Here is a 22,476-nt window from a genome sequence, read left to right as displayed (position 1 = left end):
ATTACGGACATGAGTGCGCGCGAACCACGTATCCAGGGAGACCCGCCGCAGCCGGTCTCCTTCCGGACGGAGAATTACAAGGGCGGCACGATCTTTCCCGCCAAACGCCAGACCTGGGGCGAGCTGAATTATGCGCTCGCCGGCGTCGTCGATTTCGATATTCAGGGCGTGCGCTATCTGTCGCCGCCGCATTATGCCATCTGGATTCCGCCTGATGTGCTGCATGAGGCATGGAACCAGTACGATGTTCGCTATGTCACCGTTTATGTCGAGCGCTCGCTCTGCGCCAATCTTCCGGCGGCACCGGCAACGCTTGGCCTCAGCCCGCTTCTGAAGGCAATCCTTGCCGACTTCGCCACTCGTGACATCACCGTGCCGAAGAGCGAGGAGGACCTGCGGCTGGCCGAGGTGCTGGTCGATCAGATACGCCTGGCGCCGCGCAGCGAGAGCTATTTGCCGCTATCAGACGACGCGTTGCTCGGACCGGTTCTGAGCGCACTGCAGGCCGATCCTGGCGACCGCCATTCCCTGGCGGAATGGGCGCATCGGATGAAAACGACCGAGCGGACGCTTTCCCGTCGCTGCCACGATCAACTCGGCATTTCCTTCAACGAGTGGCGCCAGCGGCTGAAGCTGGTTGCGGCGCTGGCGATGATCGAAGCCGGCCAGCCGGTACAGCGGATTGCGGCGCAACTGGGTTACGGCAACGCCTCCGCTTTCATCGCGATGTTCCGCCGGCTGACGGGGACGAGCCCGACGCAGATGCGCTGACACCGTCACCGATCGATGACCAGCACATCAAGATTACGCAGTTGCTCGGGATCGGCCATCGCCTCGATGCTGACAATACGGCCGCCATCGTCAACGGCAAAACGAAGCGCGATGCGCAATTTTCCGCCGAGGACGACGACGGCGCCAACGGCGCCATCGATGACGGCGGGCAGGGCCCCTTGGGCTCGGCCGCGGAAGGTTTCGGCCACCGCCGTCCGACCACGGATTTCCGCCAGCGAGCCCATTTTCGTTGCCACGGCATCGGCGCGGAAGATGACGTCGGGATCGAGAGCGGCAAGAAGTGCATTCAGGTCGCCGCTGCGCGAGGCCGTCAGGAAGGCGTCGACCACATGGCGCTGGCGGCTGAGATCTGCTTCCGCAGCGACCGGCGCTCCCTGCACCCGACGGCGGGCGCGACTGGCGAGCTGGCGTGTTGCGATCGTCGTGCGACCAACGATCGGGGCGATGTCGTCGAAGGGCATGTCGAACATGTCGTGCAGCACAAAGGCCAGCCGCTCGGCTGGGGTCAGCTTTTCCAGTACCACCAGCAGTGCCAGGCCGACAGAATCGGCGAGCAGCGCGTCCTGCTCCGGGTCGCTCCCTGTACCGGCTTCATGGCTGACGACCGGTTCGGGGACGCGGATGGTCAGCGGCTCTTCACGCCGGGATTTACGGGAGCGCAGCCAGTCGAGACAGATGCGGGCGGTCACCGTCGTCAGCCAGCCGCTGAGATTTTCGACGTCAGAAATATCTGCACGGCTGAGTCGCAGCCAAGCCTCCTGCACCGCGTCCTCCGCCTCTGCCCGCGAGCCGAGCATGCGGTAGGCGACCGCACGCAAATGCGGCCGGTTGGCCTCGAATTTTTCTGCCTGCCACTTTTTTTCGTCCATCGGTCACATTCCTTGTGTGTGCTCCGTCATGCCCATGACGAACGAAACCCAGCCGACGTGACAAAGGATCGACATGGAGCCGTGTCGTCAAGATCAGGCCCATGTTGGGTTCACCTGAAAACACCTCAAGGAGAGAATGATGCAAGCCCGCATGAAGAACCCCGCCGTCATCCTGCCTGAAACCCTGCAAGCTCTCTTGGCGGTCAGCGCCTCGATCAAGGATCGCGGCGTGTCTGAGAACACCATGGATCTCGTGCATCTGCGTGTCAGCCAGATCAATGGTTGCAGCGTCTGCACCGACATGGGTTTCCGTAAGCTGCAGAAGGAAGGCGAAAAGATCGAGCGCATCGTCGGCGTTTCTGCTTGGCGCGAAATGCCCTATTTCACCGATGCCGAACGTGCCGCCCTTGCGCTTGGCGAAGCGATGACCCGGCTTGCCGACCGGCCGGACGCGGTGAGCGATGAAGTCTGGAATGAAGCAGCCAAATATTATGACGAAAAAGCGCTATCCGCTTTGATCATCTCGGTTGCCGTGGACAATGTTTGGAACCGGCTGAACGCGACGGTCCGGCATCCGGCAGGAGCCTCCTGGAGCTGATAGCACCAGCATCACCTTCTCCCCGCCGGGGAGAAGGTCGTTAAACCGCTCCAACCTTCGACGTCACCAGCAGTTTTGCCAGCCAGTCGACGAACACGCGCACCTTGTTGCTGAGATGCCGGTTCGGAGGATAGACGATGTGCAACGGCACAGGGGCGTGGGTCCAGCCGGGGAGGATGGGGATGAGATCGCCCTTGGCGAGCGCGTCACGAACCATGAAGGCCGGCGCCTGGGCGATGCCGAGACCGGTCAGTGCGGCGTTGATGTAGCTGCGGCTATCATTGACCGAGAGGATGTAGCGCGGGCTGATCTCCAGCGATTCATTGCCGCGTTGGAATTCGAACGGAACCGTTCGACCGGTCTGTGCACGGAAATAGCTGACGGCATAGTGGTTGCTTTCCAGCTCTTCCGGCCGTTCGGGCATGCCGAATTTTGCGATGTAGCGAGGAGCAGCACAGGTGATGAGATGTATCTCTCCGACGCGCCGGGCAATCAGCGACTGATCGCTCGGCATGCCTGCACGCAGGGCACAGTCCACATTCTCCGCCAGATAATCCACCAGCCGGTCGCCGACGCCGAGGTCGATGCGGATGTCCGGATAGCGCTGATGAAAATCGCAAAGCGCCGGCATGACGATGTTGTCAGCGAAAGCCCCCGCCATTTCGACGCGCAGGCGGCCGCTCGGCAGGCTTTGCGAATTGCTGATGCTGCCATCCAGCTCCTCGATTTCGGAGAGGATCTGAATGGCGCGCTCGTAATAGAGTGCTCCGTCTGTCGTCACCATCACGCGGCGAGTCGTGCGGTTCAGCAACTTGGTGTGCAAATGCGCCTCGAGCGACTGGATGAGCGTCGTTACCGTCGCCTTCGGCATAGAGAGGGTCGTGGCGGCGCGGGTGAAATTGCCCGTCTCCACCACGCGTGCGAAAGCCCGCATCGCTGATAGCTGGTCCATCTTAAGGCGCCCTTCGACCAAAAACGAAAAAGGTCGATTGTTTGTTCTGGTGAATAGTCTGATCGAATATAGGCCACTTATTCTCAGAACGGAATAACAATATGTTGTGGATGTGATTGTTGCAACGCGGCATGGGGCGCTTGGGCCGCGTAACTCAGAACGTGATCCTGGAACGTGTGACACGGTTTTCGGAAAAATCATGTTCAATCGAACAGATGAGGATATGGGTCCATGAGCGCGCCGTGGAAAGATGTGATGCTGGAAAACGTGCCCACCGGGCCGGTCGCAGCGCGGATCTACAACGGCGAAGGTATGAAGAAGGCGGCACCCATCGTGCTTTACCTGCATGGTGGCGCCTTTATCGATACCGAGCATGCGATTGACCGACCGGTGGCTGCAAGTCTTGCTGAAGCCGGTGCGATCGTGGTTGCTGCCGATTACACCAGCGGCAATCAAAATGCCTTTCCGCAGGTGCTGGAGTGCGCCTACGGGATTCTCGCCTATCTCGGCAATAAGCGGAACATGCTTGCGCTGGGCGGGGCGAAAAAATCGCTGCTCTTTGTCGCCGGTGAAGAATCGGGTGGCAATGTTGCAGCGGGAGTGGCTTTAAAGGCGCGCGACCAGATGCCCGGTTCGCTGGACGGACAGGTGTTGATATCGCCGCTGCTTGATCCCTTCATGGGATCGAAATCTTTCCTCCAGGCGGAGGAAAGCGGCATGCGCGAGCGTTGGACTGAGGGTTGGAACCGTTACCTGGGTTTTCTGGGCGGCGTCTGTCACCCCTATGCGGCGCCTCGATACTGTTCGCGGCTTTCGGGCCTCGCGCCGGCATTGGTGCTCACGGCCGAGGACGACCCGCTCCGCGACGAGGGCATGGAATACGGCAGCCGCCTGAAAGGGGCCGGCGTCCGTGTTCGCCAGCAAGTCCTTCCCGCCGGGACGGGCTGGCCCACCATCTATGGCGGGCAGTCTAAGGATAAGCCGTCATGGCAGCAGGATGTTTGCTGTAGTTTCAGGCAGTTTGTCGAGGATGTGCAGACTTGATCGGCTAAGTCTGATGATGTCGAGCCGATAGGCATTTTCGATCCCGTGCCCCAAGCCGGGATCAACAGGAGAGACTAACATGAAGTCCAACGGTAAGCGCTGGGCCCTATGGGGCGCTGGCATGGGTATTGCTGCGGCCGTTGCAGGCGCGGCGTTCTATCTGGATTTGCCCCGCGGCGCTCAGGCGACCGAGACGGCCGCCCCGGCTGCAAAGCCTGCGATCCCCGTCACCGTCGCCGCCGTCGAGGCACGCGACATCACGACCTGGCAGGAGTTTTCCGGCCGGCTCGAAGCTATCGACCGTGTGGAAGTCCGTCCGCGTGTGGCCGGCGCCATCGAGTCGGTGCACTTCCGCGAAGGCGCGCTGGTCAAGCAGGGCGACCTGCTGGTGACGATCGACCAGGCACCCTATGAGGCGGCCGTCGCCCAGGCGCAGGCGGAAGTTGGCGCAGCCAAGGCCAAGCTGGATCTCGCCAAGGTCGAAGTCGACCGTGGCCAGAAGCTCTCCGATAACAAGACGATTTCGCAGAGCGACATGGACACGCGCGCCAGCAACTACGCCGAGGCCGATGCCAATCTGAAGGCGGCGCAAGCCGCGCTGCAGACTGCGCAGTTGAACCTCGACTATACCGAGGTTCGCGCCCCGATCGCCGGTCGCGTCGGTAAGATCGAAGTGACCGTCGGCAACCTCGTTGCTGCCGGCTCCGCTTCGCCGGCGCTGACGACGCTCGTCTCTGTCGATCCGATCTACGCCAGCTTCAATGCGAGCGAACAGACTGTTACCCAGGCGCTTGCTCAACTCCCGACGACGAATGGCGCGGTTCCGCCGGTCGAACAGATCCCCGTGCAGATCGGCACCGCCAATGACAGCGGCACGCCGATCAACGGCAAGCTGCAACTGATCGACAATGAAGTCGATGCGGCAAGCGGCACTGTCACCGTACGCGCTGTCTTCGACAATCCCGGCGGGCGTCTCATCCCGGGTCAGTTCGTGCGCGTGCGCATGGGCCAGCCGAAGGCCGAGAGCAAGCTGGTCGTCAGCGAGCGGGCGATCGGCACCGATCAGGACAAGAAGTTCGTCTTCGTGGTCGATGGCGACAACAAGGTGGTCTATCGCCAGATCAGCCTCGGCGACACGGCCGATGGCCAGCGCATCGTCGAATCTGGGCTGAATGCCGGTGATCGGGTCATCGTCAACGGCCTGCAACGGGTTCGCCCGGGCGCCGTGGTCGATCCGAAGCCGGAAGAAAAAGTCGCCGCCGCTCAGTAATCGATTTCGCCGGGAGGCCGAGTCTCCCGGCGATCATGCAATGCCCTGATTTTGAAATGCTCGCGGCATATCGCCGACGGGCCTGGACTTCGTGTCCTTGCGTTTACCCCTGGAGAGGGTTCTGCCATGAACATCTCAAGATTTTTCGTCGACCGTCCGGTGTTTGCCGGAGTTCTGTCGGTCCTTATTCTGGTCGCCGGCCTGATCGGCATGAAGCTGCTGCCGATTTCGGAATATCCGGAAGTCGTGCCGCCGTCGATCGTCGTCACCGCGCAATATCCGGGCGCCAACCCGAAGGTCATTGCCGAAACCGTGGCAACGCCATTGGAAGAGCAGATCAACGGCGTCGACGGCATGCTCTATATGAACAGCCAGGCGACATCGGACGGTCTTCTGACGCTGACCGTCACCTTCAAGCTCGGCACCGATCCGGACAAGGCGCAGCAACTGGTGCAAAACCGCGTCTCGCAGGCCGAGCCACGATTGCCGCAGGACGTTCGCGACCTCGGCATCACTACTGTCAAAAGTTCGCCGGATTTGATGATGGTGGTCAACCTCATCTCACCGGACAATCGCTATGACATCACTTATCTGCGTAACTACGCCACGCTGAACATCAAGGACCGGCTTGCCCGTATCGAAGGCGTCGGTCAGGTTCAGGTGTTCGGTTCGGGCGACTATTCGATGCGCGTCTGGGTCGATCCGCAAAAGGCCGCCGAACGTGATCTGGCTGCGAGCGACATCGCCACCGCCATCCGCCAGCAGAACGTCCAGGCCGCAGCCGGCATCATCGGTGCTTCGCCCAGCGTTCCCGGTCTCGACGTCCAGCTCTCCGTCAACGCCCAGGGCCGCCTGACGACGCCGGAAGAATTCGGCAACATCATCGTCAAGAGCGGCACCAACGGTGAAATTACGCGTCTGCGCGACGTCGCTCGCGTCGAGCTCGGTGCATCGGATTATTCGCTGCGCTCGCTGCTCGACGGCAAGCCCGCAGTTGCCGTGCCGGTCTTCCAGGCTCCGGGTTCGAACGCCATCACCATCTCGGACGAGGTCATCAAGACCATGAACGAGCTGCAGACGGCGATGCCCGATGGCGTCAAGTATGAGATCGTCTACGATACCACACAGTTCGTACGCGCTTCGATCGACAAGGTCGTTCATACGCTGCTCGAAGCCATCGCGCTCGTCGTGGTCGTCGTCATCCTGTTCCTGCAGACCTGGCGCGCGTCGATCATTCCGTTGATCGCCGTTCCTGTCTCGATCATCGGCACTTTCGCGGTGATGTATGTCTTCGGCTTTTCGATCAACGCGCTCAGCCTCTTCGGGTTGGTGCTGGCGATCGGTATTGTCGTGGACGACGCCATCGTGGTCGTCGAAAACGTCGAGCGAAATATCGAAAACGGCCTCAGTCCACGCGATGCGACCTATCGTGCCATGAAGGAAGTCTCCGGCCCGATCATTGCGATTGCCTTGGTGCTGGTCGCCGTCTTCGTGCCGCTCGCCTTCATCTCCGGTCTGTCGGGCCAGTTCTATCGCCAGTTCGCGCTGACGATCGCCATCTCGACCGTGATTTCCGCCTTCAACTCGCTGACGCTGTCTCCGGCGTTGGCGGCCATGCTGTTGAAGGATCATCATGCGCCGAAGGATCTGCTGACGCGCGTGATGGATGTGTTGTTCGGCTGGTTCTTCCGCGGCTTCAATAAGGTGTTCCACCGCGGATCGAATGCCTACGGCAAGGGCGTCGGCGGCATCCTGTCGCTGAAGAGCCTGGTGATGGTGGTCTATATCGCGCTGATCGGCGCGACCTACTATCTGTTCCAGGCCGTTCCCGGCGGCTTCGTGCCACAGCAGGACAAGCAGTACCTCATCGGCTTTGCGCAGTTGCCTGACGGTGCCACCCTCGACCGCACGGATGACGTCATTCACCGGATGAGCGACATCGCCATGCAGCAGCCGGGCGTCGAACATGCGATCGCCTTCCCGGGCCTGTCGATCAACGGCTTCACCAACTCGTCCAACGCCGGCATCGTCTTCGTGACCTTGAAAGCGTTTGAGGAGCGCACGACGCCGAACCTGTCAGGCGGCGCCATCGCCATGCAGTTGAACCAGAAGTTCGGCGCGATCCAGGATGCCTTCATCGCCATGTTCCCGCCGCCGCCCGTCCAGGGCCTCGGCACGACCGGCGGTTTCAAGATGCAGATCGAGGATCGAGCGGGTCTCGGCTACCAGGCGCTCGATGAGGCCAACAAGGCGTTCCTCGCCAAGGCCTATCAGGCGCCGGAACTTACCGGGCTGTTCTCCAGCTACCAGATCAACGTGCCGCAGCTCTTTGCCGATCTCGATCGCGCCAAGGCTGAGCAACTGGGTGTCTCGGTGACCGATGTCTTCGACACGCTGCAGATCTATCTGGGTTCGCTCTATGTCAACGACTTCAATGCTTTCGGCCGTACTTATAGCGTGCGCGTCCAGGCGGACGCCAAGTTCCGCGCTCACGCAAGCGATATCGGCCAGTTGAAGGTTCGTTCGGCATCGGGCCAGATGATCCCGCTGTCGGCGCTGTTGAAGGTCGAGGCCAGCACCGGTCCGGAGCGGACGACGCGTTACAACGGCTTCCTTGCCGCCGATATCAACGGCGGTCCGGCGCCGGGCTTCTCGTCAGGCCAGGCCCAGGCTGCCGTGGAGCGCATCGCCAACGAAACGCTGCCCAAGGGCATTGGCTTCGAATGGACGGACCTGACCTACCAGCAGATCCTGGCCGGCAGCTCGGGCGTCATCATCTTCCCGCTGGCTCTGTTGCTCGTTTATCTCGTGCTGGCAGCCCAGTATGAAAGCGTCAGCCTGCCGCTCGCGATCGTCATGATCGTGCCGATGGGTGTGCTCGCCGCGTTGACGGGTGTCTGGCTGATCGGGGGCGACAATAACATCTTCACGCAGATCGGCTTGATGGTGTTGGTGGGCTTGTCGGCGAAGAACGCGATCCTGATCGTGGAATTCGCCCGCGAGCTGGAATTCGAGGGCCGCACCCCGGTTCAGGCCGCTGTCGAAGCCAGCCGTCTGCGTCTGCGCCCGATCCTGATGACCTCCATGGCCTTCATCATGGGTGTCGTGCCGTTGGTCACCTCGACGGGCGCCGGCGCCGAGATGCGCGCTGCTATGGGGGTTGCGGTGTTCTCAGGCATGATCGGCGTCACGTTCTTCGGCATCTTCATGACGCCGGTGTTTTACGTGCTGATCCGCAGGCTGACGGGCAACCGTCCGCTGAAGCAGCATCACCATAACGACAACAACCATTCGGCAGAGGTTCTCCCGATCGCCGCCGAATAGGAATATCGTGTCGGACAGTACCCCCAGTGCCCGATATGTCGTGGGCGAGACCGCAAGGTCTCGCCCCTTTTTTTATTTCACGTCGGTTCGATATTTTCCATTTCGGCCAATTTGTTTTTCGAAGATTTAGTTCCGGCCTGCCAATTTCGTTTGCATGCGGATGCCATGGGTCTATCAAACAGTCAGGCAAAGTGAAGGACGCCTTGCATGACCGATCGGAAGATAGCTTTTCTCGGGACCGGATTGATGGGAGCCCCGATGGCGCGACGGCTGCTCGCTGCCGGTTTTGCCGTCACCGTCTGGAACCGTGACCGAAGCAAGGCGGACGCATTGGCGGCCGATGGTGCGACAGTCGCCGCGACGGCGGTGGAGGCGGCCAAGGGCGCCACTGTCTTGTTCACCATGCTGACCAATGCCGGCGCGGTCAGTGAGGTCCTGTTCGGAAGCGGTGTCGCTGAAGCATTGGAGCCCGGTGCCGTCGTGGTCGACAATAGCTCCATCCCGCCGCCGCTCGCCCGCGAGAATGCCGAAAAGTTGGCTGAGCGTGGCGTTCATCATATCGACGCCCCGGTCTCCGGCGGCGTGGTCGGCGCGGCCGCCGGGACGCTGGCGATCATGGCGGGCGGTGACGCCGACGTCATCGATAGCGTCCGCGATGTGCTGGCCCCGCTCGGCCGCGTCACCCGTGTGGGACCCAGCGGCGCCGGCCAGCTTGCCAAGCTCGGGAACCAGCAGATCGTTGCGGTCACCATCGGCGCGATTGCGGAAGCCATGCTGCTGGTCGAAGCCGGCGGCGGTTCGCCCGAGGCGTTTCGCACCGCCATTCGCGGCGGCTTTGCCGAAAGCCGGATTCTGGAGCTGCACGGCCAGCGCATGATCGAGCGTAATTTCATACCCGGCGGCACGTCGCGCAACCAACTGAAAGACCTCGATGCCGTTCTCGCCGCCGCTCAAAGCCTGTCGCTGCATCTGCCGTTGACCGAAGCCGTCAGGGCGGAGTTTGCCGAATTCGTGGAGCAGGGCGGCGGTGAAAGCGATCACAGCGGCTTGCTGCAGTATCTCGAAGACAAGAATGCTCGAGGAAAGACTTGAGGAAGACATGACCGACAAGGGTATCTCCAAACGCCGCCTGCGTTCGCAGGACTGGTTCGACAATCCGGATCATATCGACATGACCGCGCTCTATCTCGAGCGCTTCATGAATTATGGCATCACGCCCGAGGAGCTACGCTCCGGCAAGCCGATCATCGGCATCGCCCAGAGCGGTAGCGACTTGACGCCTTGCAACCGTCATCACCTCGATCTCGCCAAGCGTGTCCGCGACGGCATTCGCGATGCCGGCGGCATTCCGATCGAATTCCCGACCCATCCGATCTTCGAGAATTGCAAGCGCCCGACCGCGGCGCTTGACCGCAATCTTGCCTATCTCGGCCTTGTCGAGGTGCTTTATGGCTATCCGCTCGATGGCGTTGTGCTGACGACCGGTTGCGACAAGACCACGCCATCGGCGCTGATGGCGGCTTCGACCGTCAATATTCCGGCTATCGTCCTGTCCGGCGGCCCCATGCTCGACGGCTGGCATGAGGGCGAGCTTGCGGGCTCCGGCACGGTGATCTGGCGGTCGCGCCGCAAGCTGGCGGCGGGCGAGATCGACGAAGAGGAATTCATGGAGGCGTCGCTCGCCTCGGCGCCCTCGATCGGCCATTGCAATACCATGGGAACTGCTTCGACCATGAATGCCATGGCGGAAGCGCTTGGGATGTCGCTGACCGGCTGTGCCGCCATTCCCGGCGCCTACCGCGAGCGCGGCCAGATGGCTTACCGCACCGGAAGGCGTGCGGTCGAGCTGGTTCTCGCCGACATCAAGCCTTCGGACGTGCTGACGCGTCAGGCCTTCCTCAATGCCATCCGCGTGAATTCTGCCATCGGCGGTTCGACCAATGCGCAACCGCATCTTGCGGCCATGGCGAAGCATGCGGGCGTCGAGCTTCATCCCGAGGACTGGCAGGTGCACGGCTTCGACATTCCGCTGCTGGCCAATGTGCAGCCCGCAGGCGCCTACCTGGGCGAGCGTTTTCATCGCGCCGGCGGCGTGCCGGCGATCATGTGGGAGCTGCTGCAGGCGGGCAAGCTCGATGGCGACTGTCCGACCGTCACCGGTAAGACCATGGCGGAGAACCTGAAGGGGAGGGAAGCGACGGACCGCGAGGTTATCCGTCCTTTCGCTGAGCCACTGAAGGAGCGGGCGGGATTCCTGGTGCTGAAGGGCAATCTCTTCGATTTTGCTATCATGAAGATGAGCGTCGTTTCGGAGGATTTCCGCAGCCGCTATCTGCAGGAGCCGGGCAGGAAGGGCGTATTCGAAGGCAGGGCGGTAGTGTTCGACGGATCAGAGGACTATCACAAGCGCATCAACGATGCGGATCTCGGTATCGATGAGAATACGATCCTCGTCATTCGCGGGGCAGGGCCGATCGGTTGGCCGGGCTCTGCCGAGGTGGTCAACATGCAGCCGCCGGATGCGTTGCTGAAGCGGGGCATCCGCAGCCTGCCGACGATCGGTGACGGCCGCCAATCTGGGACCGCCGACAGCCCGTCGATCCTCAACGCCTCACCGGAAAGTGCCGCTGGCGGTGGCCTGGCATGGCTCAGGACTGGCGACACCATTCGCATTGATTTCAATCAGGGCCGCTGTGACATGCTTGTCGACGAGGCGGAAATCGAGCGGCGCAAGGGTGACGGCATTCCGGCGGTTCCGCCGGACGCGACGCCGTGGCAGCGCATCTATCGCCGTTCGGTCACGCAACTTTCCGATGGCGCGGTGCTCGATGGCGCTGCCGATTTCCGTGACCTCGCGGCCAATCCGCCGCGCCACAATCATTAACCACAAATGGATTGCGACGGGAGTTGCGGGCAAAAGCCCGCAACTATTGAGGGCCTATTAAATATCGCTAAAGGCACTGGTGCAAAGATGCCGCCGAAATCTTGCAAACTTTCCATATATCAGGAGGGGTTCGAACTCGGTGGAAGAGACGGTGTCAGGGCGATCCGAACAGGAGTTCCAAGACCTCTTGAGGAGGTTGGAATTGGCACTGGAGACGTCTCAAATCGGCGTCTGGGAGCATAGCCTGAACCAGGAGGAAATCCTCTGGGATCTGCAGATGCACAAGCTCTACCAGACCGGCGCCACCGATCGCAAAGTGTCCTCGGCGGTCTGGCTGAACGCTCTTCATCCCGACGATGTCGAGCGGGCAATCGCCGAGTTCGAGGCAGCCACTGCGGAAAAGGGTTTCTACAACTCGCAATTTCGCATCATCCTGCCCGAAGGAGAGATACGTTATCTGCGCTCGCGCGCCCATTTCTATGAGGGGCCTGACGGCGAGCCGTCCTTCATCGGCGCGGAGTGGGATGTCACGGCCGATGTCCTGCTTAACCGCGAGCTTACCAATCAGAAGGCGGTCGCGGAAGCCCGCGCAATCGCGCTGGAGCAGAGCCGCGCCCGCATCGAACATGCCGCCGACCACGACTATCTTACCGGCCTCCCCAACCGTCGCTACTTCGATCGCCGCTTGGCGGAGCTGCGCGCCGATCCGGCGGTCAAGACGCTGGCCGTCCTCCACATCGATCTCGACTGCTTCAAGCAGATCAATGACAAATGGGGGCACGCAGCCGGTGACGTGACGCTGCAGAATGCGGCGGTACGGATTTCCGGGTCGATTACGGCTAAAGACATGGTCGCCCGCATTGGCGGCGATGAATTCGTCGTGGTGCTGGTCGACATCGATGGTGCCGACGACCTCAAAACCATTGCCGAGGATATTTTATGGCGGCTGCGGCGCGACATCCGCTTCCATCATGAGATGCTGCCGGTGGGCGCCTCGATAGGCGCAGCCTGGAGCGTCGTTGGCGAGGCCGGCAATCTACTGGCGGAATCCGACATCGCCCTCTATCAGGCAAAGAAATTCGGCCGAAACCGCGTCGAATTCTTCACGCCGAAACTGCAATCCGATCTGCAGGCCGAACGGCAATTGGCAGAGGAATTGCGACTGGCGCTGATACGGCACGAAATCGTGCCCTTCTATCAAATCCAGGTGGACGCGCGCAGCCGACGGATCGTGGGGCTGGAAGCTCTGGCCCGATGGTGGCACCCGGAGAAGGGGCTGCTGGCGCCGGCAGGTTTCCTCAAAGTGGCCGAGGAATATGGGCTGACGGCCGAGATCGATGCGGCCATCCTGAACCGCGTATTGTTCGACCGCGCCAACTGGGCCATGCAGAGCCTGACGCCGCCGCGCATTGCCGTTAACATCTCGGGGAGCCGCCTGGCCGATCCAAACCTGATCGAACGGCTGCGGGCTCTGAACATACCGCCTCACACCATCACCTTCGAGCTGATCGAAACGATCTTCCTCGACGATCCCGACGACAAAACGCTCGCCAATATCGACGCGATCAAACAGATGGGCATCGAGATCGAGATCGACGATTTCGGCTCTGGCCATGCTTCACTGATTGGCCTCGTGAAGCTGAAACCGAAGCGGCTGAAGATCGACCGGCAGTTGGTGACCGCAATTACCGTCTCGGACGAACAGCGCCGCCTTGTTGGCTCGATCGTGGAAATTGCGAGGGCGCTCAGCGTCGAAGTCATCGCCGAGGGTGTCGAAACCGAGGACCATGCGCGGCTCCTGGCGCGCGCCGGTTGTGACGGACTTCAGGGGTATGCGATCGGTTATCCCTCGCCGGGCAACGAGATCGCGGTGCTGTTGACATCGGTACAGAGGCCAGATCAGCACCCGGCTTCGGGCAATTCCCAAGGCGATGCCGGGCCTACTGGATTTGCAGGGCGGCAATCAGCCCATAGCTGACGACGCCGAGCGTCAGTAGCGACAGCGTAGCAGCCGTAATCACCCGGCCGCCGGCATGCGCAACGGAGCGGATGTTCACCGACAGGCCAAGTGCGGCCATCGCAATCACCGTCAGGATGTTGGAGGTCAGGGCCATCGGCGCGACCAGTGCGTCCGGGATCAGGCCGAAAGAGCGTAGGGCCATCAGTCCCAGAAAGCCGCAGATGAACCAGGGAACCAGCGAGTGGCGGTGGCCCGTGCGGCCGTCCATCCCCGCCGTTTCGGTCTTGGTGATGATCCCGAGCAGGAAGATGACGGGCCCGAGCATCAATACGCGCACCAGCTTGACCAGGGTGCCGGTCTGCACAGCAAGCATGCTGACAGGTGCGGTGGCGGCAAGCACCTGGGGCACGGCATAGACGGTCAATCCCGCCAGCACGCCATATTGCGGCACGCTCATGCCGGCGTGGAAATAGAGAAGCGGCAGCAGGAAGACGGCGGCGATGCCGAGCACGGCAGTAAAGGCGAGGGCGGCGGCGATCTCTTCAGAGCCGGCCTCGATGACCGGGGCAACGGCAACGATGGCCGAGTTGCCGCAGATGGAGTTGCCGCAGGCAATCAGCGTCGCCAGTTTCGGCGGCAGGCCAAGCAGCCGGCCGATCGCATAGGTCGCTACGATCGACAGCACGACGACGATGGCGATGCCGGCGATCAACCAGACACCGGCGCCGCTGATCGCCGAGAGGCTGATCGAGGCGCCGAGCAGGACAATGGCGATTTCCAGCAGGATCTTGGCGCTGAAATCGATCCCGGGGCGCAAGGTGGGTTTCAGTGGCTTTACGGTGCAGACGACGATACCGAGCGCAATGGCGAGCACCAGGCTCTCGATCCATCTGCCGCCGAGAATACCGATCTCGATGCGCTCGCCGGCATAGGCGAGAAGGGCGACGGTACTCGTCAGGGCAAGGCCCGGGAGGATCATATTGGCTCGGTGGAAAAGGGGCATGCAGAACCGCCATTCGGATAAAGAGACTTTGCTATGACGAGAAAGTCTCACCTCCTGACGTCGACATCCATCGAATATTATCCTATGTTTCATTCGATAAATTAGAATGATTTCCTATGACTTTCGAGCAACTCGCTATCTTCGTCGCCGTCGCCGAGCGGGAGCATCTGACCCATGCGGCAGAGGCTATTCATCTGACGCCGTCTGCCGTCAGTGCGGCCATCAAGAACCTCGAAGCCTATTACGGCGTCGAGCTGTTTCATCGTGTCGGCCGGCGGATCGAGCTTACGGAAACCGGCCGGACCTTTCTCGGCGAAGCGAAGGCGACGCTGGCCCGCGTGCGTTCGGCAGAGCTCATGCTTTCCGAACTCGGCGGACTGCAGCGCGGCCGGCTCAGCCTGCGCGCCAGCCAGACCATCGCTAGCTATTGGCTGCCGCCCGTGCTGATGCGCTTTCACCGCGACTATCCCGGCATCGAGCTCGATTTGACCATCGGCAACACGCGTACGGTCACCGAGGCGGTCATCGAAGGCACTGCTGAATTAGGTTTTGTCGAAGGGGAGGTGGATGCGCCGGTTCTGTCGATGAAAGTCGTGGCGCAGGATGCGCTTGTCATCGTCGTGCCGCCAAGTCATCGCTGGGCCGATGGCCGGAGGCTGACTGTTGCCGACCTTGACACCGGTACATCGTGGGTGATGCGGGAGGAAGGTTCGGGTACGCGGTCCGAATTTGAAAACGCCATCATCAAGCTCGGCACTTCACCGCATGATCTCAGTGTGGCGCTGGTGCTGCCGTCGAACGAGGCCGTGCTGTCGGCGGTCTGCTCCGGGCAGAGCGCGGCGGCGATTTCCAGCGCGGCGGCCATGGCTTATCTACAGCAGGGATTGCTGGTGCGCGCGGCCTTCGACCTGCCGGTCCGCAGCTTCCGTCTGCTGCGCCACAAAGAGCGCCATGCCAGCAAGGCGGCGCTGACCCTGGAGGCCATGTGCCGGAGCTGAAGCAATAACACGAATAGTGGAAGCGCTTTTCCATTGGGAATCGCGAAGGCTGAACCGCTCTCGTCAGAACTGCTCCATCCGGCGCTGGCTGGCGACGACGAGGTCGATCTCGTTGCGGTCGAGCATGGCACGGATATCGGGAGGCGGCAGCTCGTCGGTGACCATCATGTCATAGATGCCGGGATCATCAATGACGATTGGGGCGCTGCGCCCAAATTTGGCGCTGTCGGCGACGATGATGCGGTTTTCGGCCCGTCGCGCTGCTTCGCGGGAATATTCCGCCTCCTCCAGATCATGCAGCATGAAGCCGGAGACGGCGTTGACGGCGCCCACGGACAATATGGCATGGCGAACATTGAAGCGGCGCAGGAAGTTGGTCGCTTCCATGCCAAAGGCGCCGCCGTCGTGGCTGCGCAGTTCGCCGCCGGCAAAGAAAACGCGATTGCCGTTGCGGGTCGCAAGCGCATGGGCGACCGAGACGGCATTGGTGACGATGAACAGGTTTTGATGCTTCTGCAGCGCAACGGCGATGAAGGCCGTCGTGGAACCTATGTCGAGGAAGAGCGTATCGCCGTTCTGGATCATTGCCGCGACGCGGGCCGCGATCATGCGTTTGGCCTCGGCATTCTCGTTCATCCGGAAATGCAGCGGCTGCTCGATGATGGAGTCCTTGATATGGACACCGCCATGAACCTTGGTGACGAGACCATTGGCCTCCAGGCTGCGGATATTGCGGCGGATGGTCTCCTCCGAAACCGCCAGCCGCTCGGCGAGAAACTGAATGCGGCTTGCGCCGCCGGCGAGCCGAAGCTCCTCCAGGATCTCGCGTTCCCGATGGTTCGAATGAAGCGGCACCTGCGAGATGTCCGACATGGTATCGATCCTATCTAAGGCATGGTCCCAAAACGTGCGAAGCGGCTTGCGGATAAGACCATACCTGATCAAACATCTAGAGCGGGATAACGACTCAAACGCAAGTCATCTCGTTCCAATCACCTCGAGATTGAATTTTTAAGTCAAATCTCACTTACGGTGAAGCTTTCTGTTGCAAATATCCATAGCCCAATACGGATTAGACCTTATTCCCCGCATAATCCAACAAAAAACCAAATGGGCGTTTCATTTTGTGGGTAGTTCTTGACAGTTCTCCTTTTGTGAGGAACCTTTTGCATCTAAAAGACGCGCGATTATTGCGCTGGAGGAGGGATGGTCGTCACGCCCGAAGACAAGATCCAGGCTCTTGGTATCTGGCGCGGATCGATCGAGATCGCTCCGCTCGTGGGCGGCATCACCAATCGTAATTATCTGGTCACCGATAGCGGCCGACGTTTCGTCGTCCGGCTCGGGACGGACATTCCGGTGCACCATATCAGCCGCGCCAACGAACTGGCCGCGAGCAAGGCCGCGCATGCGGCGGGGTTGTCGCCTGCTGTCATTCACCATGAACCAGGCATCCTTGTGCTGGACTACATCGATGGAAAACCGCTTGCAGCGGAGGATATTCGCGGCCCTTTGATGCTGGAGCGCATTGTACCGCTTGTCCGTTCCTGCCACCAGAATGTCGCGAAACATTTTCGTGGCGCCGCGATGATCTTCTGGGTTTTTCATGTCGTGCGCGACTATGCCGCCGTTCTCAAAGAAGGCGGCAGCCGGCATGAAGCATTGCTGCCTTCCTTCCTCGAAATTGCCGAGCGATTGGAGCAGGCTGCTGGGCCTTTTGACATCGCTTTCGGCCACAATGATCTGCTGGCCGGCAATTTTCTCGACGATGGGACAAGGCTCTGGCTGATCGATTGGGATTATGCGGGATTCAACACGCCGCTCTTCGATCTCGGGGGGCTTGCCTCCAACAATGAATTCTCCGAACGCCAGGAAACGGCGATGTTGGAGGCCTATTTCGAGGCGCCGGTGAGCGAGGATCTGTGTCGGCGCTACCAGGCGATGAAATGCGCTTCGCTGTTGCGCGAGACGATGTGGAGCATGGTTTCCGAAATCCATTCCCATATCGATTTCGATTATTCAGCCTATACGAGCGAAAATCTGGCGCGATTTCAACGTGCCTATCAATCATTCCGGAATTCTTGAGGTGATGCGATGAGGGAACTGCCACATACAGCAAAGGCGGTCGTCATCGGCGGAGGGATCGTCGGCTGTTCAACAGCCTATCACCTTGCCAAGCTCGGCTTGACAGACACGGTCTTGCTGGAGCGAAAGAAGCTGACCTCGGGAACTACGTTCCATGCGGCCGGTCTTGTCGGACAATTGCGGACCAGCGCCAATATCACGCAGATGCTCGGCTATTCCGTCGATCTTTACAGGAGGCTGGAGGCCGAGACCGGGCTTGCTACCGGCTGGAAGATGAACGGCGGCCTGCGCCTCGCCTGCAATGAGGAACGCTGGACGGAGGTGAAGCGGCAGGCAACGACGGCGCAATCCTTCGGGCTGCAGATGCATCTGCTGACGCCTAAGGAGGCCTTCGATCTCTGGCCGCTGATGGATACAGACGATCTCGTCGGTGCCGCCTATCTGCCGACCGACGGGCAGGCCAATCCCTCCGATATCACCCAGGCGCTGGCGAAGGGCGCCCGCATGGCCGGCGTTTCGATTTTCGAGGATACCGAAGTTCTCGATCTGGAGATCGACAAGGGCAGGATTCGTGCCGTTATCACCGACAAGGGCCGCATCGAATGTGAGCGTGTCGTGGTCTGCGCCGGGCAGTGGACACGGAGCTTTGCGGCGCGCTTCGGTGTCAACGTGCCGCTCGTCTCCGTCGAGCACCAGTATCTCATCACCGAATCCTTCGGGGTCCCCTCCAACCTGCCGACGCTGCGCGATCCCGACAGGTTGACCTATTACAAGGAGGAGGTCGGCGGGTTGGTGATGGGCGGTTATGAACCCAATCCGATCCCCTGGGCGGTCGACGGCATTCCCAAGGAGTTTCACTACACGCTGCTCGACAGCAATTTCAATCACTTCGAGCAGATCATGGAGCAGGCCCTGATGCGTGTGCCGGCGCTGCAGACGGCGGGCATCAAGCAGCTTCTGAACGGGCCTGAGAGCTTTACGCCCGACGGCAATTTCATCCTCGGAGAAGCGCCGGAACTCCGGAACTTCTTCGTCGGCGCCGGCTTCAACGCCTTCGGCATCGCGTCGGCCGGCGGGGCCGGCATGGCGCTCGCCGAGTGGGTCGCGAAGGGCGAGCCGCCCTACGATCTCTGGCCCGTCGACATCAGGCGCTTCGGCCGCCCGCATTTCGATACGGATTGGGTGCGCACCCGCACGCTCGAGGCCTATGGCAAGCATTACACCATGGCCTGGCCGTTCGAAGAGCATTCAAGCGGTCGCCCTTGCCGCAAGTCGCCGCTCTACGACCGGTTGAAGGCGCAAGGCGCTTGTTTCGGCGAAAAGCTCGGCTGGGAACGGCCAAACTGGTTTGCCGATCTTTTTGCCGGCGAGGAGCCGAAGGATATCTATACCTATGGCCGCCAGAACTGGTTCGATGCGGTCGGTCGCGAGCACCGAGCGGTGCGCGAGGCAGCCGTGATCTTCGATCAGACGTCTTTTGCAAAATTCGTGCTGAAGGGACGAGACGCCGAAGCGGCGATCTCGTGGATCGCCTCCAACGACGTCGCCAAGCCGGTCGGCGCCCTGACCTATACGCAGATGCTGAATGACAGGGGCGGCATCGAATGCGATGTCACCGTGGCGCGCGTCGCCGAGAACGAATTCTACATCACGACAGGCACAGGCTTTGCCACGCATGATTTCGACTGGATCGCCCGGAATATTCCGGCCGACATGCATGCCGAACTGGTGGATGTCACCTCCGCCTATTCCGTGCTGTCGTTGATGGGACCGCATTCGCGCAGAGTGCTGGAATCCGTCACCTCGAACGATGTTTCGAACGCCGCGTTTCCTTTCCTGCGGGTGAAGACCATCGGCATTGCCGGCTGCCCGGTGCGAGCGCTGCGCATGACCTATGTCGGCGAGCTTGGCTACGAGCTGCATGTGCCGGTGGAATATGCGGCCACGGTCTACGATACGCTGATGGCCGCCGGTCGCAACCATGGGCTCGTCAATGCCGGCTACCGCGCGATCGAAAGTTGCCGGCTGGAAAAGGGCTATCGCGCCTGGGGCTCCGACATCGGCCCCGACCACACACCGGTCGAGGCCGGGTTGAGCTGGGCGGTGAAGATGAAAAAGAATATCGCCTTCCGCGGCCGGGAGGCCATCGAGCGGCAATTGGCTTCGGGGGTGAAGAAGCTGTTCGCCTGCTTCGTGCCTGATGATCCGGAAACCGTGCTGCTTGGCCGCGAAACGATCTATCGTGACGGCCAGCGTGTCGGTTGGTTGTCGAGCGGCGGCTATGGCCACACGATCGGCAAGCCGATCGGCTACGGCTATATCCGCGATCCGGATGGCGTGACCGAGGATTTCGTGCTTGGCGGCCGATATGAGCTGGACGTTGCCCAACGCCGTGTGCCTTGCCAGGTTTCATTGGAGCCGCTCTATGATCCGCAGATGGCGCGGGTTAAGGGGTGATTACGGAAAGATTGAGTGCCATCTCTTGATGGCGATAGCTGGTGGCTTTATGACCCTTACAGAAGTCGCGACAAGGGCCGAAGTGCGGTGAAAAGCTTTTTCGATGCGGTCAGATTGCTGCTCGCCGATTTGGCCTCCAGCCTATTTTTCGTCGTTCTGCTTTCCCTCACGCATAATGCGACCCTTTCGGCTTGCTCGGCGATAGCGTTTGGCCTTGCCCAAATCGGGATTCAATACCTCCGACGGAAGCCAATCGATACCATGGAGTGGCTGAGCCTCCTTCTGGTCATTGCTGCGGGCGCGGCAACGCTGCTGACGGGCGATCCGCGTTTCGCGCTATTCAAGCCGAGCATTATCTACTCGATTGTCGGCGTGGCGATGCTTAAGCCGGGCTGGATGAATCGGTATCTGCCGGCTATCGCCCGCACAGTCGCGCCCGATGTCGCTATTTATGTGGGCTTTGCCTGGGCTGGCCTGATGTTCCTGTCCGCTGCGCTCAATATGTTCGTTGCCATCGCCTTTGATCTATCCATATGGGCGGTCGTCATGCCGGCCTTCGGGATCGGCAGCAAAGTGGTGCTGATGCTGGCCGGATTTGCTGCGATCCGCCTCACGGTGAGGCGACGAGTACGTGCCATGCCTGAGGCCGAACGCGAAGCCTTGCTGATCTCGACGGGGGAGAGAATGCAATCGCCGTCTCTGGCGACGTCCACCGCCGGAAAGCTGTGATCTGCCTACCCTAATGGAAGTCCTTTCCTTGACACGCCGTCCCTTTCATCCTCAATCGACATGCTGACAAAGGATGGAGGCAAGAGACGATGGCGGAAGCGGGCATCAAGCTGGAGGAAAGCTGGAAAGAGGCGCTGTCGCAGGAATTTGTCAGCCCCTATATGCAGCAGCTCAAATCCTTTCTCGTCGAAGAGAAACAGCGCGGCAAGGTGATCTTTCCGCTGGGCAGCGAATATTTTCGAGCCTTGGACCTGACACCGCTCGATGAAGTGCAGGTCGTGATCCTTGGGCAGGACCCCTATCATGGCATCGGCCAGGCGCATGGGCTTTGCTTCAGCGTTCGCCCCGGCGTACGTATCCCGCCGTCGCTGGTCAATATCTACAAGGAACTGGAGACCGATCTCGGCATCCCGCCGGCGCGTCATGGCTTTCTCGAAAGCTGGGCGAAGCAGGGCGTGCTTCTGCTCAACAGCGTGCTCACGGTCGAGGAATCCCAAGCCGCCTCGCATCAGGGCAAGGGCTGGGAGCGCTTCACCGATGCCGTCATCCGCCGCGTCAACGACGAATGCGACGGCGTGGTCTTCATGCTTTGGGGCTCCTATGCGCAGAAGAAGGCTGCCTTCGTCGATACAGAGCGGCATCTCGTGCTGAAAGCCGCGCATCCGTCGCCGCTTTCGGCCCATAACGGCTTCCTCGGCTGCCGGCATTTCTCCAAGGCGAATGCCTATCTTGCCGAGCATGGCAAGGATCCGATCGACTGGTCCCTGCCGAGTGATCCGGGCCGTCAGTAAGATGCCTGATCCCAAGGATTGATCACCGACACGCCGGCATCGTCAAAATCGCTGACATTGCGCGTAACGATAATCAGATCATGGACGATTGCAGTGGCCGCGATCAGCCCGTCGGCATCGCCGCGAGGGCGCAGCGCGGAGATGCGGCCCCATTCGACGGCGATTTGGTCCGTGATGGGCAGGATGCGGCCGCTGTGATCGTGGCGAAGCTTGCGCAGCCATTCTTCCAGATGTGCGGCGGCGCGTGGATCGGTCCTTCGCTTAAGGGCGATCCCGCGCATGACTTCGCCGAGTGTGATGACGCTGAGATAGACGGTCGATGGGTCGGCTATGCGCAGCCAGGATATCGCTTCGATAGTGCCGCGACGCGCTTCAGAAATGATATTGGTATCGATCAGATACATCAGAAGGCGACATCCCGGCTTGGGGTCTTGTCTCGCGTTATCACCGCGTCGGCCAGTTCATCATCCCAGGCTGGCCCCGATAGCAGATCGTCCACCAGGCTCGGCTTTCCCGCGCGCAAGGCGTCATAGTCTTCCGCGGAGAGAACAACGGCCGCGCGCTCGCCGCGCAGTGTCACAGTTTGCGGACCTTCGCTGCGTGCCTTCTGCACGACTTTCGAGAATTGATTCTTGGCGTCTTGCAATGGCCAATCCATCGACCGATCTCCTGGCTAGACTGTCTAGATTAAGTTAGTATGCGTGCTCGCCTTAGGCAATA

General features: G+C 60.9%; 19 protein-coding genes. 13 read left to right on the top strand and 6 right to left on the bottom strand.

Features of this window, described 5'->3' with window-relative positions; translation table 11 throughout:
* The first annotated feature begins 9 nt into the window (after positions 1 to 9).
* On the top strand, positions 10 to 771 hold the full coding sequence (locus tag N2601_RS12100; RefSeq protein ID WP_104824067.1) for an AraC family transcriptional regulator: 762 nt from the start codon (positions 10 to 12) through the stop codon (positions 769 to 771).
* Between the two features lie 5 nt (positions 772 to 776).
* Here the strand turns inward: N2601_RS12100 and N2601_RS12095 are convergent, their stop codons facing one another.
* Positions 777 to 1,661, bottom strand: a complete 885-nt coding sequence (locus N2601_RS12095) for a sigma-70 family RNA polymerase sigma factor (RefSeq protein ID WP_104824066.1) — start codon at positions 1,659 to 1,661, stop codon at positions 777 to 779.
* Between the two features lie 139 nt (positions 1,662 to 1,800).
* Between N2601_RS12095 and N2601_RS12090 the strand changes: the two genes are divergently transcribed.
* Entirely contained in the window at positions 1,801 to 2,259 is a 459-nt protein-coding gene (locus N2601_RS12090; protein ID WP_104824065.1) for a carboxymuconolactone decarboxylase family protein, read from the top strand.
* Positions 2,260 to 2,299: 40 nt separating this feature from the next.
* Here N2601_RS12090 and N2601_RS12085 read toward each other — a convergent pair whose 3' ends face one another.
* The gene (locus N2601_RS12085; protein ID WP_104824064.1) at positions 2,300 to 3,211 is read right to left on the bottom strand and encodes a LysR family transcriptional regulator; all 912 of its coding nucleotides are present in this window, start codon (positions 3,209 to 3,211) and stop codon (positions 2,300 to 2,302) included.
* A 231-nt stretch (positions 3,212 to 3,442) separates the two neighbouring features.
* Between N2601_RS12085 and N2601_RS12080 the strand changes: the two genes are divergently transcribed.
* The 6 genes from N2601_RS12080 (at position 3,443) to N2601_RS12055 (ending at position 13,711) form a co-directional block, all read left to right on the top strand.
* Positions 3,443 to 4,255, top strand: coding sequence for an alpha/beta hydrolase fold domain-containing protein (locus N2601_RS12080; RefSeq protein WP_104824063.1), 813 nt, complete (start codon positions 3,443 to 3,445; stop codon positions 4,253 to 4,255).
* Between the two features lie 79 nt (positions 4,256 to 4,334).
* On the top strand, positions 4,335 to 5,525 hold the full coding sequence (locus N2601_RS12075; protein ID WP_104824062.1) for an efflux RND transporter periplasmic adaptor subunit: 1,191 nt from the start codon (positions 4,335 to 4,337) through the stop codon (positions 5,523 to 5,525).
* Positions 5,526 to 5,651: 126 nt separating this feature from the next.
* Complete coding sequence (locus N2601_RS12070) at positions 5,652 to 8,849, top strand: efflux RND transporter permease subunit (protein ID WP_260303106.1); 3,198 nt, start codon at positions 5,652 to 5,654, stop codon at positions 8,847 to 8,849.
* Positions 8,850 to 9,056: 207 nt separating this feature from the next.
* A complete protein-coding gene (locus tag N2601_RS12065) occupies positions 9,057 to 9,941 on the top strand; it encodes an NAD(P)-dependent oxidoreductase (protein WP_104824060.1) in 885 nt (294 codons plus the stop codon).
* Positions 9,942 to 9,948: 7 nt separating this feature from the next.
* Positions 9,949 to 11,733: an IlvD/Edd family dehydratase gene (locus N2601_RS12060; protein ID WP_104825182.1), complete on the top strand. Its 1,785-nt coding sequence runs from the start codon at positions 9,949 to 9,951 to the stop codon at positions 11,731 to 11,733.
* A gap of 139 nt (positions 11,734 to 11,872) precedes the next feature.
* On the top strand, positions 11,873 to 13,711 hold the full coding sequence (locus N2601_RS12055; protein ID WP_104824059.1) for a putative bifunctional diguanylate cyclase/phosphodiesterase: 1,839 nt from the start codon (positions 11,873 to 11,875) through the stop codon (positions 13,709 to 13,711).
* Here N2601_RS12055 and N2601_RS12050 read toward each other — a convergent pair.
* A complete protein-coding gene (locus N2601_RS12050; protein WP_104824058.1) occupies positions 13,674 to 14,696 on the bottom strand; it encodes a YeiH family protein in 1,023 nt (340 codons plus the stop codon). The genes N2601_RS12055 and N2601_RS12050 overlap by 38 nt on opposite strands.
* A gap of 116 nt (positions 14,697 to 14,812) precedes the next feature.
* Between N2601_RS12050 and N2601_RS12045 the strand changes: the two genes are divergently transcribed.
* Entirely contained in the window at positions 14,813 to 15,694 is an 882-nt protein-coding gene (locus N2601_RS12045) for a LysR substrate-binding domain-containing protein (RefSeq protein ID WP_104824057.1), read from the top strand.
* Between the two features lie 63 nt (positions 15,695 to 15,757).
* On the opposite strand, the gene N2601_RS12040 is transcribed toward N2601_RS12045, so the two are convergent.
* Positions 15,758 to 16,567 carry a DeoR/GlpR family DNA-binding transcription regulator gene (locus tag N2601_RS12040; RefSeq protein ID WP_104824056.1) on the bottom strand — a complete coding sequence of 270 codons (810 nt, stop codon included), beginning with the start codon at positions 16,565 to 16,567 and terminating at the stop codon, positions 15,758 to 15,760.
* Between the two features lie 333 nt (positions 16,568 to 16,900).
* On the opposite strand from N2601_RS12040, the gene N2601_RS12035 reads away from it, so the two are divergent.
* The 4 genes from N2601_RS12035 (at position 16,901) to ung (ending at position 21,756) form a co-directional block, all read left to right on the top strand.
* On the top strand, positions 16,901 to 17,779 hold the full coding sequence (locus tag N2601_RS12035; RefSeq protein ID WP_104824055.1) for a choline kinase family protein: 879 nt from the start codon (positions 16,901 to 16,903) through the stop codon (positions 17,777 to 17,779).
* 9 nt (positions 17,780 to 17,788) lie between these two features.
* The gene (locus tag N2601_RS12030) at positions 17,789 to 20,236 is read left to right on the top strand and encodes a GcvT family protein (RefSeq protein WP_260303105.1); all 2,448 of its coding nucleotides are present in this window, start codon (positions 17,789 to 17,791) and stop codon (positions 20,234 to 20,236) included.
* Positions 20,237 to 20,350: 114 nt separating this feature from the next.
* Positions 20,351 to 20,965: an inner membrane-spanning protein YciB gene (locus tag N2601_RS12025; RefSeq protein WP_260303104.1), complete on the top strand. Its 615-nt coding sequence runs from the start codon at positions 20,351 to 20,353 to the stop codon at positions 20,963 to 20,965.
* Positions 20,966 to 21,054: 89 nt separating this feature from the next.
* Positions 21,055 to 21,756 carry a uracil-DNA glycosylase gene (gene ung / locus N2601_RS12020; protein WP_260303103.1) on the top strand — a complete coding sequence of 234 codons (702 nt, stop codon included), beginning with the start codon at positions 21,055 to 21,057 and terminating at the stop codon, positions 21,754 to 21,756.
* On the opposite strand, the gene N2601_RS12015 is transcribed toward ung, so the two are convergent.
* On the bottom strand, positions 21,750 to 22,160 hold the full coding sequence (locus tag N2601_RS12015) for a type II toxin-antitoxin system VapC family toxin (protein ID WP_260303102.1): 411 nt from the start codon (positions 22,158 to 22,160) through the stop codon (positions 21,750 to 21,752). The two genes, ung and N2601_RS12015, sit on opposite strands and share 7 nt — an antisense overlap.
* Entirely contained in the window at positions 22,160 to 22,414 is a 255-nt protein-coding gene (locus tag N2601_RS12010; protein WP_260303101.1) for a type II toxin-antitoxin system Phd/YefM family antitoxin, read from the bottom strand. The genes N2601_RS12015 and N2601_RS12010 overlap by 1 nt, the downstream gene beginning before the upstream one ends.
* Between the last annotated feature and the right edge of the window lie 62 nt (positions 22,415 to 22,476).

The organism is Rhizobium sp. CB3060 (assembly GCF_025200735.1).
Lineage (GTDB): Bacteria > Pseudomonadota > Alphaproteobacteria > Rhizobiales > Rhizobiaceae > Rhizobium.
Note: the sequence above shows the minus strand (reverse complement) of the source record. Positions and strands in the feature narration are given on the sequence as shown.